A 17,377-nucleotide genomic window follows, 5' to 3' on the forward strand; every position below is an offset into this window, starting at 1 on the left:
TTAAGCTCAAGTTTTTTAATACGGTTATTTCGCTTGTGTCTTTACTTTTCTTGCTCGGTTTTAAACAAGAAAAATCTGTTTTGTTTGAAGGTAGAAATAGAATTGGTTGTTTATACTCAATGAAAATCAAAGGGCAAACTAGGAAGCTAGCCGTAGGTTGCTCAAAGTACAGCTTTGAGGTTGCAGATAAAGCTGACGTGGTTTGAATTTGATTTTCGAAGAGTATTCTTATATTCACTTGTAATAAAGCCAGATAGATGGTAAAATAGACGAGTGAAAAAAAGACAAAATAAAGCAAAAAATAATCTACTGTGGCAGTATGGTCTAGGGATGACGATTTTGCTTGTGGTTATCAGTGCTTCCTTTCTGTATCTAGTGTTTCTGAGTATGAAACCTTATCAAACAGCTAAAAGTGAAGGAGAAAAATTAGCTCAGCAGTATGCAGGATTAGAGCAGGCTGATCAGGTTGACTTATACAATGGCTTGGAATCCTATTATAGCGTTCTTGGTCGTAATAAAAAACAAGAAGCACTTGCTGTCCTGATTGGAAAAGATGACCATAAGATTTACGTTTATCAGCTAAATCAAGGTGTTTCACAAGAAAAAGCAGAAGCTGTTTCTAAGGAAAAAGGAGCTGGTGAGATTGACAAGATTACCTTTGGCCGTTATCAAGACAAGCCAATCTGGGAAATCAAGTCAGGATCTGATTTTTATCTAGTAGATTTTGAAACAGGAGCATTGGTCAATAAGGAGGGCTTATGAAACTATCCAACCGTGTTTTAGAAATGGAAGAAAGTGTGACCTTGGCTGCTGGAGCCCGTGCCAAAGCACTCAAGGCTGAGGGAAGAGATATTTTGTCTCTAACCTTGGGTGAGCCAGATTTCACTACTCCAAAAAATATCCAAGATGCCGCCATTGCATCGATTCGAGATGGGCGTGCTTCTTTTTATACAGTAACCTCAGGTCTGCCAGAACTAAAGGAAGCGGTCAATAGCTACTTTGAGCGCTTTTACGGCTATTCTGTAGCGCCAAATCAAGTGACAGTCGCTGCGGGAGCCAAATATTCTCTCTATACCTTCTTTATGGCAGTGGTCAATCCAGGTGATGAAGTCATCATCCCAACCCCATACTGGGTCAGCTATGGAGATCAGGTCAAGATGGCAGAAGGGGTACCAGTCTTTGTTCCTGCTAAGGAAGACAATCACTTTAAGGTGACCGTAGAGCAGTTAGAAGCAGCTCGCACAGACAAGACCAAGGTTTTGGTGCTGAATTCACCATCTAATCCGACAGGAATGATTTACACCCGTGAGGAACTCTTGGCAATCGGAAACTGGGCTGTAGAAAAGGACATTCTCATCCTTGCAGATGATATCTATGGTCGCTTGGTCTATAATGGTCATGAATTTACACCCATTTCTGGCCTATCCGAAGCGATTCGCAAGCAAACAGTGGTCATCAATGGTGTGTCTAAAACCTATGCTATGACTGGTTGGCGGATTGGTTATGCCGTTGGAGAAGCAGACATTATCGCTGCCATGTCTAAGATTGCTGGTCAAACAACTTCGAATCCGTCAGCAGTAGCCCAGTATGCAGCAGTTGAGGCTTTATTAGGGGAGCAAGATACTGTAGAAAACATGCGTCAGGCTTTTGAGGAGCGACTAAATACCATCTATCCGCTTCTTGCTGAGGTTCCTGGATTTGAAGTGGTCAAACCGCAAGGAGCCTTCTACCTCTTCCCAAATGTCAAAAAGGCAATGGCGATGAAAGGCTATACGGATGTGACAGAATTTACAACTGCTATCCTAGAAGAAGCCGAAGTTGCCTTGGTCACAGGAGCAGGATTCGGAGCGCCAGAAAATGTGCGCCTCAGCTATGCGACAGACCTAGACACGCTTAAAGAAGCGGTTAAACGCTTGAAAGCATTTATGGGTAGTGAGGATGATTGATCATTTTGAAATTAAGGTAAAGGATTTACAAATTTCAGAAGGATTTTATAGGAATTTTCTCGCTCCTTTGGGCTATAAATTGGCTTTTAAGACCACTTCTCTAATCAGTTTTCTTGCCCCAAACAGCCCTCATCCAGGTGGTGATTTTTGGCTGGCTCAGGGGACACAAGATCCTATTCACTTTGCTTTTTTGGCAGAAAATAAGGAAGAGGTTCAAGCTTGTTATGAGGCTGGCTTAGAGACAGGTGGGCGAGACAATGGGGCTCCTGGTTATCGCAGTGAGCAACCGATTTACTACGCTGCTTTTATGATTGACCCAGATGGGAACAATATAGAAGTGGTTTGCCATAAAGAATAAAAAAAGAAAAAGGAAAAACAATGACAAAACGTGTAACGATTATTGATGTAAAAGACTATGTTGGTCAGGAAGTGACGATTGGTGCTTGGGTTGCCAACAAATCAGGAAAAGGGAAAATCGCCTTCTTGCAATTGCGTGATGGAACAGCCTTCTTCCAAGGTGTAGCCTTTAAACCAAACTTTGTAGAAAAATTTGGTGAAGAAGTGGGACTTGAGAAGTTTGATGTTATCAAACGCTTGAGCCAAGAAACTTCTGTTTATGTGACAGGAATTGTCAAAGAAGACGAACGTTCTAAATTTGGTTATGAGTTGGACATTACAGACATCGAAGTGATCGGTGAATCTCAAGACTACCCAATCACACCAAAAGAACACGGAACAGACTTCTTGATGGACAACCGTCACTTGTGGCTCCGTTCTCGTAAGCAAGTGGCCGTGATGCAAATCCGTAATGCTATTATCTATGCAACATATGAGTTCTTTGATAAGAATGGCTTCATGAAGTTTGATAGCCCAATTCTTTCAGGAAATGCGGCGGAAGACTCAACTGAACTCTTTGAAACGGACTACTTCGGAACGCCAGCCTACTTGAGCCAATCAGGTCAGCTTTATCTAGAAGCAGGGGCTATGGCTCTTGGTCGTGTCTTTGACTTTGGTCCAGTATTCCGTGCTGAAAAATCAAAAACACGCCGTCACTTGACTGAGTTCTGGATGATGGATGCTGAGTACTCATACTTGACACACGATGAGTCACTTGACTTGCAAGAAGCTTATGTAAAAGCTCTTCTTCAAGGTGTTCTTGACCGTGCGCCTCAAGCCTTGGAAACTTTGGAACGTGATACAGAGCTCTTGAAACGCTACATTGCAGAGCCATTTAAACGTATCACATACGATCAAGCCATTGACCTCTTGCAAGAACATGAAAATGATGAAGATGCTGATTACGAGCATTTGGAACATGGAGATGACTTTGGTTCACCACACGAAACGTGGATCTCAAACCACTTTGGTGTGCCAACATTTGTCATGAACTACCCAGCAGCCATCAAGGCCTTCTACATGAAACCAGTTCCTGGAAATCCAGAGCGCGTACTTTGTGCAGACTTGCTTGCTCCAGAAGGCTATGGAGAAATTATCGGTGGGTCTATGCGTGAGGAAGACTATGATGCCCTCGTGGCTAAGATGGATGAACTTGGTATGGATCGTACAGAGTACGAATTCTACCTTGACCTTCGTAAATACGGTACAGTTCCACACGGTGGATTTGGTATCGGTATCGAGCGTATGGTAACCTTCGCAGCAGGAACAAAACACATTCGTGAAGCTATCCCATTCCCACGTATGTTGCACCGTATCAAACCGTAAGAACAGGAAAACGCCCATGTGGCGTTTTTTTCTATAGAAAGCTCTGGAAACGAAAGGAAATATTATTAGGTATAGTGGATTGAAATAAGATATGAACAGAGAGCTTAGGAAAGTCAAATTAATTTCTAGAAATGTTTTAGGATCCGTAGCGCACTATTTTAGGTTCAAGCCACTATATTCAAAATCTTTATAATATGCAGTTTTTGTGAAAATCTTTACTTCGTTTTCCTATAAAATTGAATTTTTGATAGAAACATACTATATAGAGTTTCGTATCTTAGTACATTGATCTTATTGTTTAAAAACTGATGTATGTACTATTTTCTTCAAGGAAGTATTAGATTGAAACCATAAATATATATAAGCATGAAACTTGAATTAATAATAGTGGCATGATAAAATAGTAAATGATATTGATAATTATTGGGCAACCCTTTTTTAAAATGATAACCTCTTAATATTGCTAAAAAAATTAAGGAGGGGGGGTCTTTTTATTTGTCTGTATATTTCAATTCAATATTAAAAAACATGCATAAAGGAGGTTCTAAGTCTAATGAAGGGTAAACAACAAGATTTTAGAACGGAAAAGTATATACGTTACGGTATTCGTAAGTATAGTTTCGGCGCGGCATCGGTAGCGATTGCGGCTGGTTTAATGTTCTTAGGAAATGGAGCAGTTTCAGCTACTGAACAAAATCCAGTTTCAGACTCTAAAGAAAATATTCAAAAAGTAGAAAATCCTTCTCCAGAATTAGGAGAAAGTAATATCCAGTTGGTTGAAAAGACAACTGAAACACTTAAGAAAGAAGAAGTTAAAGTAAATAAGTCACTTCTTGAAGCGAGTATTTCAAATTTAGAAACTGCCTTATCAAATGCTAAGCATGCGGATTCCTCAGTTGTAGCCAATGTTCGTGAAGCTTTAGCTACTGCGAAAGCTGTTTTGGCAAATGAAACTGCCAAGCAAGAAGAGGTAAATATTCAAAAAGATATTCTTTCTTCATTAAAAATAGTTTTAACTGAATCAAATAAACTTGGATTAGAAAAAGAACAGGCTGATAAAGATAAGGTAGCAAAAGAAGAAGCAGAAAGAAAGGCTACACCAACAGAAAAAGCTCTTTCAGAAGCTAAATCGGCACTCGATAAAGTTTCATCAGAAGCAGATGTAACCAATACCCTCGCTGCTACAGAACTTCGTAAGAAGGAAGTAGCCCCAGAGAATCGAGCAGCAATTGAAGCGGCGGTGGCCAAGAACCAAGCTGTACTTAACGAATCAAAAGTGCTTTTAGCTGATAAGAGTATCACAAAGGAACAAGTAGATGCTCAATTAACTCGCTTAAATGAATCAATTCTTGCGGTTTACAGTGAGCTTAAAAAAGCAGGAATTGGTCGTGATGGGAAGTTTGCTGTAGCGTTGGCAGCACAAGATTTTTATGCTGAAGGATCTACAAGTACTATTCATGCTTCAGAAATAAATGCAACAATCCATACAGGATCAGATACATATACAATTCCACACCAAGAAATTACACTAACCAAAGGGGCTGGAACTGATACTTCAGGCCTAGAAGTAGTTGTGTATTCTAACCAACGTGATGGTGATCAACAAAATGCTGGAAATGGTATGCATACTGAACAAGGTGGTGCAACTGGTCATAACAATAAAGGTCGTGTTGATTATCCTTTAACACCAGAGGCTGCTAAAAAGTTAGCAGAAGAGGCTCCTTTATGGAGAAATAAACTTCGTGCAGATGGTTCAAGGATTTCAAATGCAGCAACTGCGATTTATTCAGCTAACGGTGGGTATGAATACCTAGCTACTGAAATTTACAGATATGGATATGAACAAGGAATTGATCGCGTATATATTAAAGGATTAAAAGATCGTATTGCTGTTACAGAGGCTGCTAAGCAAGCTGGATGAAGTCTTACTTCTGTAACACCAACCAACCTTGTTCCTGGTTTAGCATATGATGAGGCTACAGATACTATTCAAGGGGTGGTCTCTGCCAATATTGAAAACGGAGTATATGATTTACGTTTTGATGTAACTGCAACCCATACTGACGGTCGTTCAGTAACTTTTCGACTTCAGAATTTACGTGCTGGCTGGGTAGGATGGCAAGACACCACACCTCCTAAAATAAAATCCGATTCTGCAACATACGTACGTACAGTAGGTGATGACGCTAATATCAATGTTCGATTTAATGATGCTTCGGGAGCTGGTGTTATACCAGGAAATACCGCTGGAAACTATAGTTATACAACTGCTGAAGGAAAAGTAATTACAGTACGTAAATATTTTTCACGCAGTGTAACAGGAGTTTCAGGAACTAATACTACAGGAACTGCATTAGATGATTCAAAAGTATTAATTCCAGGTACTAACTACACAGTTTCAAATAGTACTTCCGAAGAGCAAGCTGCCGATCAAACAAATGTGGGTAAGGGAGTTATTGGTGGCAAGCTTACTGAAGCAGGGATATATACAGTCTCTGTATTTGCTAAAGATTATGATAAACTGGCTAATAATAATGTTTGGAACCAATCAGGTCAAGAGGCACATGCTTCTCTCACAGTTGTAGTAAAACCAAAAGTTGAGGTTCAAAACGTCGAAACTTACTCAACTTCAGTACCAGTTAAAATATCTAAAGGGGCAACAAGTGCAAAAGTAACGATGCCAGATGGAACTGTAACAAATCTAAAAGCGGTTAACGGTAAGTGGCTTGTAGATAGTGGTTCAACCAATACAGCTGTTACTGAAAATCAAGAACTAGGTGCCGTAGATTCTAATACAGTCTTTAACATTCCCGTCACATCAGAAGCAACCGCAAAAGTTGGTGTGGATAACATTACTGTTGAAGCATCGTCTGAAAACGTTAAGGGAACTTTCTTACGTGAACAAGTTGAATTAACTGGAACTGACGGTCAAAAACACATCGCAAAATTAAATAGTACATCTGGTCATTGGGAACTTCCAGCTGATTATGCTGAAGTAAAGACACCAAATGGTGATGGTACTACAACGTGGACAAAACGCGAAGTGTATACTGAAGCGCAACAAGATGGAGCAATGAAATTCTACATCTATGAGTATACTCGTCAGCTAGATATAAATGGTAAAGTAACAAGTGTTGATACACCAACTCGCCCACTCACTGTATATTCTTCTCAGAATACTAGTCAAGTAGGTGATGGAATGTCAGTAACAATCACTTATGATAAACATTCCAATACCTGGTCTTCATCAGATGGTACAGAAGTGACTGCTACCAAATTGGGTGACAATTCTTGGGAAGTGCTTACTAAATCAGGATTTGGTGGTGTTATTAGCGGTACGATTGCAACAAATTCGGATGTTGCAACTGTAGTTAACACAAAACCAATAGCAAGCTCTAAAGATTATACTTCTACTAAAGGAACTGCGGTAGATCTCCGTAATGAAGCAAAAGCTGCAGTGACAATTTCTGATACAGAAGATACTAAGTACGGAAAAACAACTTACATTACTCGTATTACGGTAACATCTCCTTCAGGAGTTCAGAAGGTTTATGATACTAAACAAGATGCAAGTAACTATAATCTTGCTAGTGGTTATACACTTAATGAAGTGGGAGTTTATACGGTAACAGTTAACGTTATTGATAGTAATGGCAATTACACAACAGATGCTACAATAGGTGGAACTGAATCTGGTGTGGATCATGGGGCTGGCTCATCAACAGCTACAACTACTTACCACATTACAGTAACAGACACGATTGAAGGTCACGATGCTACATCATCTGATATCCAAGGAGCTACTCAAACAGGAACACCAACCTTTACTTCTGTAGGTGACGGTTCAACTATTTCACCAAGTGCAACATCACCAGCTAAGTTGGTTGCAACTGACGGTAGTCTAGTTGAGACTTTAACAGTTGCAAATGAGGGAACCTATACAATTGACCCAGAAACAGGTGTTGTAACCTTCAAACCACTTCCAACATTCACAGGACCAGCAACTCCAGTAACTGTCAAACTAACTGCTATTTTAGGTACAGATACTAACAATGCTAATATTACTGAAACTGCGACAGCTACCTACACACCAACAGTAGTTCCAGTAAAACCAACAGCAGTAGCGTCTCAAACAACTGGACCTCAAGGGAAAGCCCAAACTTCTGCTATCAAGTTTGACGCAGCAGATACAGATGATACAACTGTAAACTTTGCTAAAGGAACAGTTGCTATTGATGCAAATACAACAAAATCTGTTAATCTTAATACAGCATCAGTAACTCTTCTTAATGCAAACGGTGATGCTGTAACATCTGTAACAGTTGAAAATGAGGGAACTTATACACTGGATACAGCGACAAATGTTATTACTTTCCAACCAGTCGCAACATTCACAGGAACTGTTACAAAACCAGTTAGTGTACGTATTGCGGATGCGAATGGTACTACTGCAACAACTACTTACACACCAACTGTAACAGATGTAACTATGACAGCTGAAAATGCAACATCTACAGACGTTCAAGGCAAAACACAAACTGGAACACCAGAATTTGAAACATCAGATTCATCAGTAAAAATTGCGAAACGTCAGTTGCTTGATCCCACAACTCTACAACCGACTACTAGTGTTACAATCGTAAATCAAGGAACCTACACAATTGATCCAACAACAGGTGTTGTAACCTTCGTACCAGTCCCAACATTTACTGGAGAAGGGACAGGAGTAACTGTTCAAGCAACAGACTCAAATGGTGAGACAGCAACAGCTACTTATAAACCAACTGTAACACCAATCACGCTTACTGGTGAAAATATAACATCTAAGAATATCCAAGGTGAACAGCGGTCAGAAACACCACTATTCTCATCATCAGATGAGAGTGCCCCAGTATCAAATTACAAACTTGTAGATCCAGCTACTGGAAATCCAACGACTGCAACTTCAGTGACTGTTGAAAATGTTGGTACATACACAATTGATTCAACAACAGGTGTAGTAACGTTCCAACCAGTTGCAACTTATACAGGAACACCAGCACCAGTAACAGTTCAAGCATCAGCAACTATTACTAATGAAAAAGGTGAATCAACAGTCATCACAGGTACAGCTACTTATACTCCAACAGTAGTTCCTGTAGTCCCAACAGCTAAAGAATCAGCGACAGCTGGTAAGCAAGGTCAAGCGCAAACATCACAAATTGTTTTTGACATTCCTGATACAGATGCTACGACTTTGAACTTCGCCAAAGGAGAAACGTCTGAAGTATTAGGTGAAGATGGTCGACCAAAATCAGTAGCTCTTGATAAGAGTACTTTGACACTTCTTGATGCGAATGGAAATGCTGTAACTACAGTTACGATTGATGGTGAAGGAACTTACACTCTTGATAAAACAACTAATGTCATTACATTCCAACCAACTGAAGAATTTACAGGCAAAGCTACACCAGTACGTGTACAAATTGCAGATATCAACGGTACTACTGTAACAACTACTTACACTCCAACTGTTGTTGCTGAAGATGGAACGGTCATTGTTGAGTATAAGGATGAAGAGGGTAACGTTATCTCTCCTTCAACAACTCCAGTAAACAACGAAAAAGTGACGACTCCGTTCACAACTGAACCAAAAGAAATTCCTGGTTACACTCTTGTTAAAGTGGAAACAACAAATGGTACGGTTGATGAAGGTACTAAGAAGGTTTCAGGTAAAGTTACAAATGAGCCAACTACTGTGACATATACTTATAGAAAGGATGTTCAAACAGCAACTATTTCTTACTATGATGTGTCAACTGGTGCAGAAGTTGCTATAGATTCAGCTAAAATTCCAGCAGCAGCTGTTGAGACAGTAGAGGGTGTTTATAAAGGAACTATCGACTTTGTTAATCGTGAAAAAGCAATTGCAGCTCTTGAAAAAGCTGGCTATGCGTTAGTAGAAGATGGTTTCGTTGCAGCAACGACAGCTGATAAGCTTTTTGATAACGACACAGCGGTGAATCAAAACTTCACGGTAACAGTTAAACAACGTGTGGAACCCGTGACTCCAAATGATGAGAAACCTGTTCCAGGTCAACCAGTGGATCCAGAAAATCCAAACTCACCTGTATGGCCAAGTACTGCAGAAAATCTTGAGTTAACTAAGACAGTTACTCGTACAATCAAGTACCGCTACAACGATGAGAATGGTGAAGAAGTAACAGATGATAAAGTTCAAACAGTAACCTTCACACATGAAGCAACTGTAAGCTTAGTAACTGGAGAAGTGAAGTATAGTGATTGGTCAGCAGCACAAACTCTTGAGGAAGTGGTTTCTCCAGAAGTAGCTAATTATACTTATGATAAGAAAACTGTTACAAGCCTTGAGGTAACAAATGAGTCAACTGATAGTACAGTGTACGTCATTTATACACCAGTAGCGCCAACTACAACACCTGCTACATCAACTGATATCCAAGGTAAGACACAGACAGGTACTCCAACATATAAACATGCTGATGGAACTGAGTTGAAACCAACAACAGATAATCCAGCTAAGTTCGTTGGAACTGAAGAAACAACTATCCCAGCTACTAAGGATGGTAAGACAGTTGGTACATATACAATCGATCCAACTGGTACAGTAACCTTCACACCAAATAAAGACTTCGTTGGAACACCAGACCCAGCTAAAGTAGTTGTAACAGATCCTACAAATGGTACAACTGTTGAGTCAAGCTACACTCCAACTGTAACCCCAGTTACACCAACAGGTGTGGATACAAGTTCGACAGGTCCTAAGAACACTCCTCAATCTGGTACACCAACATTTGTACCTGGTCATAAAGATGTACCAATGGACAATACTGTTCCTGCTACATTTGAAGATGGTACAACAAGTAAAACAGTTCCAAACGAAGGAACGTATACTGTTGATGCAACAGGTAAGGTAACCTTCACACCAAATAAAGATTTCGTTGGAACTGCAACAGGAGTAACTATTGTACGTAAGGATACTAATGGCACTGTAGCGAAAGCTAAGTATACACCAACTGTTTATGAAGTGAAGTCTGATACACAAGTTGCAACTGTAACTTACAAAGATACTAACGGAATAATTCTTGGTGAAGTGGATATCCTTCAAGGTGATTCTGGTTCTGAAATGAACTACTCTACTGCAGAACGTATCAACGCACTGAAAAAACTTGGCTACGAACTTGTGTCTGACGAGTTTACAAAAGCTGATGGCAGCAAGCAATCATTTGATAATGATACAAAAGCTATTCAAAAATTTGTTGTTACTGTTCAATCACGCCTTGTTCCAGTTATTCCAAGTGATGTGACACCAGTTCCAGGTCAACCAATTGATCCAGAGGATCCAAATTCACCAGTATGGCCTGAAAGCGTTAAGGAATTGACAGCTTCAGAAGAAGTAACTCGTACAATTACTTATGTTGATGGAGATGGTAAAGAGGTTACTACTTCTGTGACTTCATCCGTTAAATTTACTCGTGATGCTAAGGTGAACTTGGTGACAGGTGAGGTTACTTACGGCGAATGGAAAGCAGCTACAACTGATGTTCTTTCTGGTAACAAACTTCCACTTGTTAAAGGTTATATTGCAGTAAGTGGAGATATTGAAGAATCTACTAAGGATCAAACTGTTAAGGCTGAAGACAAAGATATCATTCAAAAAGTTGTCTATAAGAAACTTGGAGCATGGATTCCAAACGTGCCAGGACAAACAAATTCTCCACGTATTGATTATCCAAATGATCCAAACGGTGATCCAACTAAACCGGGTGTACCAACGGAAGATATTGTAATTCCTTATGTTCCAGGTTACATTCCAAGAGATAAAGATGGAAATCCGTTGAAACCAGTTGATCCAGAAGATACAACAAAAGGTTATGTGCCACCAACATTACCAACTGATCCGAGTCAAGATACACCAATCAACTATACGAAGATTACAACGTCTTATGTGACAGTTGATCCAAATGGTAAGGAAGTATCTATTCCAGATTATCCAAGAGAAGACGGCGAACAACCTAAGAAAGATATCCCAGGTTATCGCTTCGTAGAAACGAAGAAACTACCAAATGGAGATGTAGAACATGTCTACGAAAAAGTGACTACATTCTTCAAAGATAAAGAAGGCAATGAGATTCCGAACTATCCAAGTGAGCCAGGCACAGTAGATAAGAAAGACATTCCAGAATACAGATTCGTAGAAACGAAGAAACTGCCAAATGGAGATGTAGAGCATGTCTATGAAAAAGTGACTACATTCTTCAAAGATAAAGAAGGTAATGAGATTCCGAACTATCCAAGTGAGCCGGGCACAGTAGATAAGAAAGACATCCCAGAATACAGATTCGTAGAAACGAAGAAACTACCAAATGGAGATGTAGAACATGTTTACGAAAAATTAACACCGCCAGCTCCAACACCTTCACCTGTTCCTCAACCAAATCCAGGTAAGCAAAATACAACTACTTGGACTGATGAGAATGGAAATCCATTGAAACCAACTGAGCCAGGTTCTAAAAAAACGGGAAGAATTCCAGGTTACGAATATGTGAAGACTGTGATAGGTTCAAATGGAAATATCAGACATATCTTCCGCAAAGTTGAGATGCCAACTCCAACACCAGTTGAACCAGTACAACCAGTTTCTCCACAAGAGCCAGAGACCCCAGAGCAACCAGTTTCTCCACAAGAGCCAGAGACCCCAGAGCAACCAGTGACTCCAGAAATGCCAACAGTACCTGAGCAACCAAAACAACCAGCAACACCTAAATACGTTGATGGTCAAAAAGAATTGCCTAACACAGGTACAGAAGCTAACGCTAGCCTCGCAGCGATTGGACTTCTTGGAGCCCTAAGTGGATTTGGACTTCTTGCTCGCAAGAAAAAAGAGGACTAAAAACTCATAGTTTTTGAGAAGATGATTCGTCATCTTCTTTTTTTATTTAGGTGTTTTTACTTGCGTAAAAAATTTTTTTCTAGTATAATAGTTTATTGTGAGCGAACCTCACTTACCCCTTGCAAAGTCTTGGGGTCATTAGACCAAAAGGAGGAACATATCAATGGCTAAATACGAAATTCTTTATATCATTCGTCCAAACATTGAAGAAGAAGCTAAAAACGCTTTGGTAGCACGTTTTGACTCTATTTTGACTGACAACGGTGCAACTGTTGTTGAATCAAAAACTTGGGAAAAACGTCGTCTTGCATACGAAATCCAAGATTTCCGTGAAGGACTTTACCACATCGTTAACGTTGAAGCAAACGACGATGCAGCTCTTAAAGAGTTTGACCGTCTTTCAAAAATCAACGCTGACATTCTTCGTCACATGATCGTCAAAATTGACGCGTAAGAAGGTAAACTATGATTAACAATGTTGTACTTGTAGGGCGTATGACACGTGACGCTGAGTTGCGTTATACCCCATCAAATGTAGCAGTTGCGACTTTTACTCTTGCAGTAAACCGTACATTTAAGAGTCAAAATGGCGAACGTGAGGCTGATTTTATCAATGTCGTTATGTGGCGCCAACAGGCTGAAAATCTTGCTAACTGGGCTAAAAAAGGCTCACTTATCGGGGTGACAGGTCGTATCCAGACTCGTAGTTACGATAACCAGCAAGGACAACGTGTCTACGTGACAGAGGTCGTGGCTGAGAATTTCCAAATGTTGGAAAGCCGTAGTGTGCGTGAGGGTCACACAGGTGGAGCTTACTCTGCCCCAACTGCAAACTATTCAGCACCTACAAATTCAGTACCAGACTTTTCACGTGATGAAAATCCATTTGGAGCAACAAATCCTTTGGATATTTCAGATGATGATTTACCATTCTAATGGACAACTAAAATTATAAAGGAGAAAAAACATGGCTCAACAACGTCGTGGCGGATTCAAACGCCGTAAAAAAGTTGATTACATCGCAGCAAACAAAATTGAATATGTTGATTACAAAGATACTGAGCTTCTTAGCCGTTTCGTTTCAGAACGTGGGAAAATCCTTCCTCGTCGTGTAACAGGAACTTCAGCTAAAAACCAACGTAAAGTAACAACAGCTATCAAACGCGCTCGCGTAATGGCTTTGATGCCTTTCGTAAACGAAGATTAAAAAAGAGGTCCAGTGGACCTCTTTTTCAGACCCGGTTGGGTCTTTTTTTCACGAGATAGTTTTTTTCTGACCTTGGCGTGCTATAATGGTAATAGAAAGAGTAAAGGTGGGTAAGTCAAAGATGAATTGTACGATTAGAAATATGATTAAGTCTGATATTGAATCCTTATCTCATGGCTTTATGAATCAAGGTTGGCCTGGTAGAGAGGAAATTTTGGCTAGATATTTTCTGGAACAGGAAAGTGGGGAGAGAGAAGTCTTAGTTGTAGAGATTGATGGTGCTGTAGCGGGCTACGTTACCATTTTGCCCTCTGCTAAACATGGTCCTTTTGCAGAAGTCTATCCAGAATTATCAGATTTCAATGTCTTTGAGCCCTTTCAAAATCAAGGTATTGGAAACCTCTTGATGGAAGAGGCAGAAAATCGAGTTAAGTTTTTTTCAGACAAAGTGACGTTGGGTGTAGGTTTGCACTCAGGCTATGGACCTGCCCAGAGATTGTATATCAAACGAGGCTATATTCCAGATGGGACGGGTGTGTGGTATCGAAATCAACCGTTGGAAATGAATGCTACTATTCAAAATAATGATGATTTAGTCCTGTACTTATCCAAGAAGTTCGAATAAGAGATAGCGAATTTCTTTGAAAATATGGGATTTAGCTACTTTATGGTATAATGGAAAGAGGTAGATTGAAAGAGGTAGTGAGATGGATGCCAAATTAAGATATAAGGCAAAGAAGATTAAAACCGTCTTTTTTGATATTGATGATACCTTGCGAAATTCCAAGACTGGTTTTATTCCGTCTTCAATCCCAGTTGTTTTTAAGCAATTACGTGAGAAAGGAATTTTGACAGGTATTGCTTCTGGACGAGGGATTTTTGGTGTCGTTCCGGAGATTCGTGAGCTCAAGCCTGACTTTTTTGTGACTTTGAATGGGGCTTATATCGAAGATAAAAAAGGTCAGGTCATTTATCAACATCAGATTGAGAAGTCAGATGTTGAGGAGTATATCTCTTGGGCTAAGCAAGAGGGAATTGAGTATGGCCTGGTTGGGAGTCATGATGCTAAACTTTCTGATCGAACAGAAATGATCAGTGAGGCTATTAATCCAATTTACCCCAATTTAGATGTAGACCCCGATTTCCATGAAAAAGAAGACATCTATCAGATGTGGACTTTTGAAGATAAGGGAGATGACTTGCACTTACCTGACAGTCTCTCTGACAAACTTCGCATGGTTCGTTGGCATGAGCATTCGTCTGATATTGTGCCGATTTCAGGCTCCAAAGCGACGGGTGTGGAAAAGGTTGTGGAACACCTTGGCTTGAAACCAGAGAACGTCATGGTTTTTGGAGATGGGCTCAATGACTTGGAACTTTTTGATTATGCTGGAATCAGCGTTGCCATGGGAATTTCTCATGATAACATCAAAGAAAAAGCAGATTATATTACAAAAACATTGGAAGAAGATGGCATTTTTGATGCCTTAGAAGGATTTGGTATGGTAGAAAAAGAATTGCATTTCCCACAAGTAGACATTGAAACAGTAGAAGGTCCTATCGCGACTATTAAGACCAATCACGGAGACTTGCGTATCAAGCTTTTCCCTGAACATGCTCCTAAAACAGTGGCTAACTTTGTAGCTCTTTCAAAAGATGGCTACTATGATGGTGTCATTTTCCACCGTATTATCAAGGACTTTATGATTCAAGGTGGAGATCCAACTGGAACTGGTATGGGTGGCGAATCAATCTACGGCGAATCATTTGAGGATGAATTCTCAGAAGAACTTTACAATATCCGTGGAGCTCTTTCTATGGCCAATGCTGGTTCAAATACCAACGGCAGCCAGTTCTTTATCGTGCAAAACCAACATTTGCCTTATTCTAAGAAAGAAATTGCTCGTGGAGGTTGGCCAGAACCGATTGCGGAAATCTATGCCAACCAAGGTGGAACCCCTCACTTAGACCGCCGTCACACGGTTTTTGGTCAGCTAGCTGATGAAGCATCTTACGCTGTCTTGGACGCCATTGCTGCTGTTGAGACAGGGGCCATGGACAAGCCAGTTGAAGATGTCGTGATTGAAACAATTGAAATCGAGGACTAAGATGAAAATCGGTGATAAGCTAAAGGGGCGTATTACAGGGATTCAGCCCTACGGTGCCTTTGTTGAGCTAGAGACGGGTGATACGGGGCTGATTCACATTTCAGAGATTCGGACAGGCTTTATTGAAAATATTCATGAAGCCTTGAAAGTCGATGAAGAAGTTCAAGTTCAGGTAGTGGATTTAGATGAATTTACAGGGAAAGCCAGTCTTTCTATCCGCACTTTGGAGGAAGAAAAGCACCAGTTTCCGAGACGGAGACGCTTTTCAAGCGACCGTTTTAACTATGGCTTTGCTCCCTTTCGACGAATGCTACCAATCTGGACTAGAGAAGCCCTGCACCATTTAAAAAAGAAGAAGTAGTTTAGAGTTTTATATTTTTTGTAATGTTAATATAAATCTGCTATAATAGAACTATGGAAGAAGAACAATTATTAAAATCAGGAGAGCGCATTAACCAGCTCTTTTCGACAGATATTAAAATCATTCAAAATAGAGAGGTTTTTAGCTATTCGGTGGATAGTGTTCTCTTGTCACGCTTTCCACGTTTTCCTAAAAAGGGCTTGATAGTGGATTTCTGTGCTGGAAATGGAGCAGTGGGGCTATTTGCTAGCACTCGTACTCAGGCACAGATTTTGGCTGTTGAGATTCAGGAGCGTTTGGCAGATATGGCTGAACGCTCTGTCCGTTTGAATGGTTTGGAAGAGCAGATGGAGGTCATCTGTGATGATTTGAAAAATATGCCTTCTCGTATACAGGGAAGTAAGGTGGATATGATTTTGTGTAATCCGCCCTATTTCAAGGTGGATCCTCATTCCAATCTGAACGAGAGCGAGCATTATCTCTTGGCGCGCCATGAAATCACGACCAATTTGCAGGAAATCTGTCGTAGTGCCCAGAGTATTCTCAAGTCCAATGGACGGTTGGCTATGGTTCATCGTCCTGACCGACTCTTGGACATTCTGGATATGTTGCAACGACATAATCTAGCACCTAAGCGCCTGCAGTTTGTTTATCCAAAGAGGGAAAAGGAAGCCAATATGCTTTTGATTGAGGCTATCAAGGATGGCTCGACAAGTGGCTTTAAGGTCTTGCCACCTCTCATTGTCCACAATGATGATGGCTCTTATACGCCGGAACTCGAAGAGATTTATTATGGATCATAAGGCTTATATGTACGTGCTGGAGTGTCGTGATGGATCTTACTATACAGGCTATACGACTGATGTGAGAAAACGCCTCGCTGTCCACAATAGTGGGAAGGGAGCCAAATACACACGAGCACGCTTGCCAGTCAAACTCATCTATGCTCAAGGTTTTTCCAGTAAGGAAGAAGCCATGTCGGCAGAAGCCCTTCTCAAGCGTAAGAAGAGGCCACAGAAGGAAAGATTTTTATCTGAAAATCAAGATAGAAATTTACTCATACTCAATGAAAATCAAAGAGCAAACTAGGAAGCTAGCCGTAGGCAGTACTTGAGTACGGCA

The 17,377-nt window shown here is 40.4% G+C and carries 14 protein-coding genes; all 14 read left to right on the forward strand.

The features are described from left to right. The first annotated feature begins 273 nt into the window (after positions 1–273). Positions 274–762: a DUF5590 domain-containing protein gene (locus ADH54_RS10135; RefSeq protein WP_049525031.1), complete on the forward strand. Its 489-nt coding sequence runs from the start codon at positions 274–276 to the stop codon at positions 760–762. Beyond that, positions 759–1,946: a pyridoxal phosphate-dependent aminotransferase gene (locus ADH54_RS10140; RefSeq protein WP_049525032.1), complete on the forward strand. Its 1,188-nt coding sequence runs from the start codon at positions 759–761 to the stop codon at positions 1,944–1,946. The genes ADH54_RS10135 and ADH54_RS10140 overlap by 4 nt, the downstream gene beginning before the upstream one ends. Beyond that, positions 1,939–2,304, forward strand: coding sequence for a VOC family protein (locus ADH54_RS10145; protein ID WP_049525033.1), 366 nt, complete (start codon positions 1,939–1,941; stop codon positions 2,302–2,304). The genes ADH54_RS10140 and ADH54_RS10145 overlap by 8 nt, the downstream gene beginning before the upstream one ends. Before the next feature lie 20 nt (positions 2,305–2,324). Next, entirely contained in the window at positions 2,325–3,668 is a 1,344-nt protein-coding gene (asnS, locus tag ADH54_RS10150) for an asparagine--tRNA ligase (protein ID WP_000167160.1), read from the forward strand. A 553-nt stretch (positions 3,669–4,221) separates the two neighbouring features. After that, complete coding sequence (locus ADH54_RS12685) at positions 4,222–5,589, forward strand: YSIRK-type signal peptide-containing protein (RefSeq protein ID WP_053092329.1); 1,368 nt, start codon at positions 4,222–4,224, stop codon at positions 5,587–5,589. Between the two features lie 75 nt (positions 5,590–5,664). Next, positions 5,665–12,579 (forward strand): mucin-binding protein, encoded by a 6,915-nt coding sequence (locus ADH54_RS12690; protein ID WP_053092330.1) that lies wholly within the window; start codon positions 5,665–5,667, stop codon positions 12,577–12,579. Between the two features lie 163 nt (positions 12,580–12,742). After that, positions 12,743–13,033, forward strand: a complete 291-nt coding sequence (gene rpsF, locus ADH54_RS10160) for a 30S ribosomal protein S6 (RefSeq protein ID WP_001151785.1) — start codon at positions 12,743–12,745, stop codon at positions 13,031–13,033. Positions 13,034–13,044: 11 nt separating this feature from the next. After that, positions 13,045–13,515: a single-stranded DNA-binding protein SsbA gene (ssbA, locus tag ADH54_RS10165; RefSeq protein ID WP_000609606.1), complete on the forward strand. Its 471-nt coding sequence runs from the start codon at positions 13,045–13,047 to the stop codon at positions 13,513–13,515. Between the two features lie 31 nt (positions 13,516–13,546). Further along, a complete protein-coding gene (gene rpsR, locus ADH54_RS10170) occupies positions 13,547–13,786 on the forward strand; it encodes a 30S ribosomal protein S18 (RefSeq protein WP_000068664.1) in 240 nt (79 codons plus the stop codon). A gap of 121 nt (positions 13,787–13,907) precedes the next feature. Further along, positions 13,908–14,411 (forward strand): GNAT family N-acetyltransferase, encoded by a 504-nt coding sequence (locus ADH54_RS10175; protein ID WP_049525035.1) that lies wholly within the window; start codon positions 13,908–13,910, stop codon positions 14,409–14,411. A gap of 82 nt (positions 14,412–14,493) precedes the next feature. Then, positions 14,494–15,894: a bifunctional Cof-type HAD-IIB family hydrolase/peptidylprolyl isomerase gene (locus ADH54_RS10180; protein ID WP_049525036.1), complete on the forward strand. Its 1,401-nt coding sequence runs from the start codon at positions 14,494–14,496 to the stop codon at positions 15,892–15,894. 1 nt (position 15,895) lies between these two features. Further along, positions 15,896–16,255 (forward strand): S1 RNA-binding domain-containing protein, encoded by a 360-nt coding sequence (locus tag ADH54_RS10185; RefSeq protein ID WP_049525037.1) that lies wholly within the window; start codon positions 15,896–15,898, stop codon positions 16,253–16,255. 53 nt (positions 16,256–16,308) lie between these two features. Next, on the forward strand, positions 16,309–17,058 hold the full coding sequence (locus ADH54_RS10190; protein ID WP_049525038.1) for a tRNA1(Val) (adenine(37)-N6)-methyltransferase: 750 nt from the start codon (positions 16,309–16,311) through the stop codon (positions 17,056–17,058). Further along, a complete protein-coding gene (locus ADH54_RS10195; protein WP_049525039.1) occupies positions 17,048–17,344 on the forward strand; it encodes a GIY-YIG nuclease family protein in 297 nt (98 codons plus the stop codon). Before ADH54_RS10190 ends, ADH54_RS10195 begins: the two co-directional genes overlap by 11 nt. The last annotated feature ends 33 nt before the right edge of the window (positions 17,345–17,377 follow it).

The organism is Streptococcus pseudopneumoniae (assembly GCF_001072315.1).
In the GTDB taxonomy this organism is placed as follows: Bacteria; Bacillota; Bacilli; order Lactobacillales; family Streptococcaceae; genus Streptococcus; species Streptococcus pseudopneumoniae_R.

What these genes read in the sequence shown, in the direction of transcription:
- ADH54_RS10140 (WP_049525032.1), top strand. Translation starts at nt 759, where the DNA reads ATGAAACTATCCAACCGTGTTTTAGAAATGGAAGAAAGTGTGACCTTG.
- ADH54_RS10145 (WP_049525033.1), top strand. Translation starts at nt 1,939, where the DNA reads ATGATTGATCATTTTGAAATTAAGGTAAAGGATTTACAAATTTCAGAA.
- asnS (WP_000167160.1), top strand. Translation starts at nt 2,325, where the DNA reads ATGACAAAACGTGTAACGATTATTGATGTAAAAGACTATGTTGGTCAG.
- ADH54_RS12685 (WP_053092329.1), top strand. Translation starts at nt 4,222, where the DNA reads ATGAAGGGTAAACAACAAGATTTTAGAACGGAAAAGTATATACGTTAC.
- rpsF (WP_001151785.1), top strand. Translation starts at nt 12,743, where the DNA reads ATGGCTAAATACGAAATTCTTTATATCATTCGTCCAAACATTGAAGAA.
- ssbA (WP_000609606.1), top strand. Translation starts at nt 13,045, where the DNA reads ATGATTAACAATGTTGTACTTGTAGGGCGTATGACACGTGACGCTGAG.
- rpsR (WP_000068664.1), top strand. Translation starts at nt 13,547, where the DNA reads ATGGCTCAACAACGTCGTGGCGGATTCAAACGCCGTAAAAAAGTTGAT.
- ADH54_RS10175 (WP_049525035.1), top strand. Translation starts at nt 13,908, where the DNA reads ATGAATTGTACGATTAGAAATATGATTAAGTCTGATATTGAATCCTTA.
- ADH54_RS10180 (WP_049525036.1), top strand. Translation starts at nt 14,494, where the DNA reads ATGGATGCCAAATTAAGATATAAGGCAAAGAAGATTAAAACCGTCTTT.
- ADH54_RS10185 (WP_049525037.1), top strand. Translation starts at nt 15,896, where the DNA reads ATGAAAATCGGTGATAAGCTAAAGGGGCGTATTACAGGGATTCAGCCC.
- ADH54_RS10190 (WP_049525038.1), top strand. Translation starts at nt 16,309, where the DNA reads ATGGAAGAAGAACAATTATTAAAATCAGGAGAGCGCATTAACCAGCTC.
- ADH54_RS10195 (WP_049525039.1), top strand. Translation starts at nt 17,048, where the DNA reads ATGGATCATAAGGCTTATATGTACGTGCTGGAGTGTCGTGATGGATCT.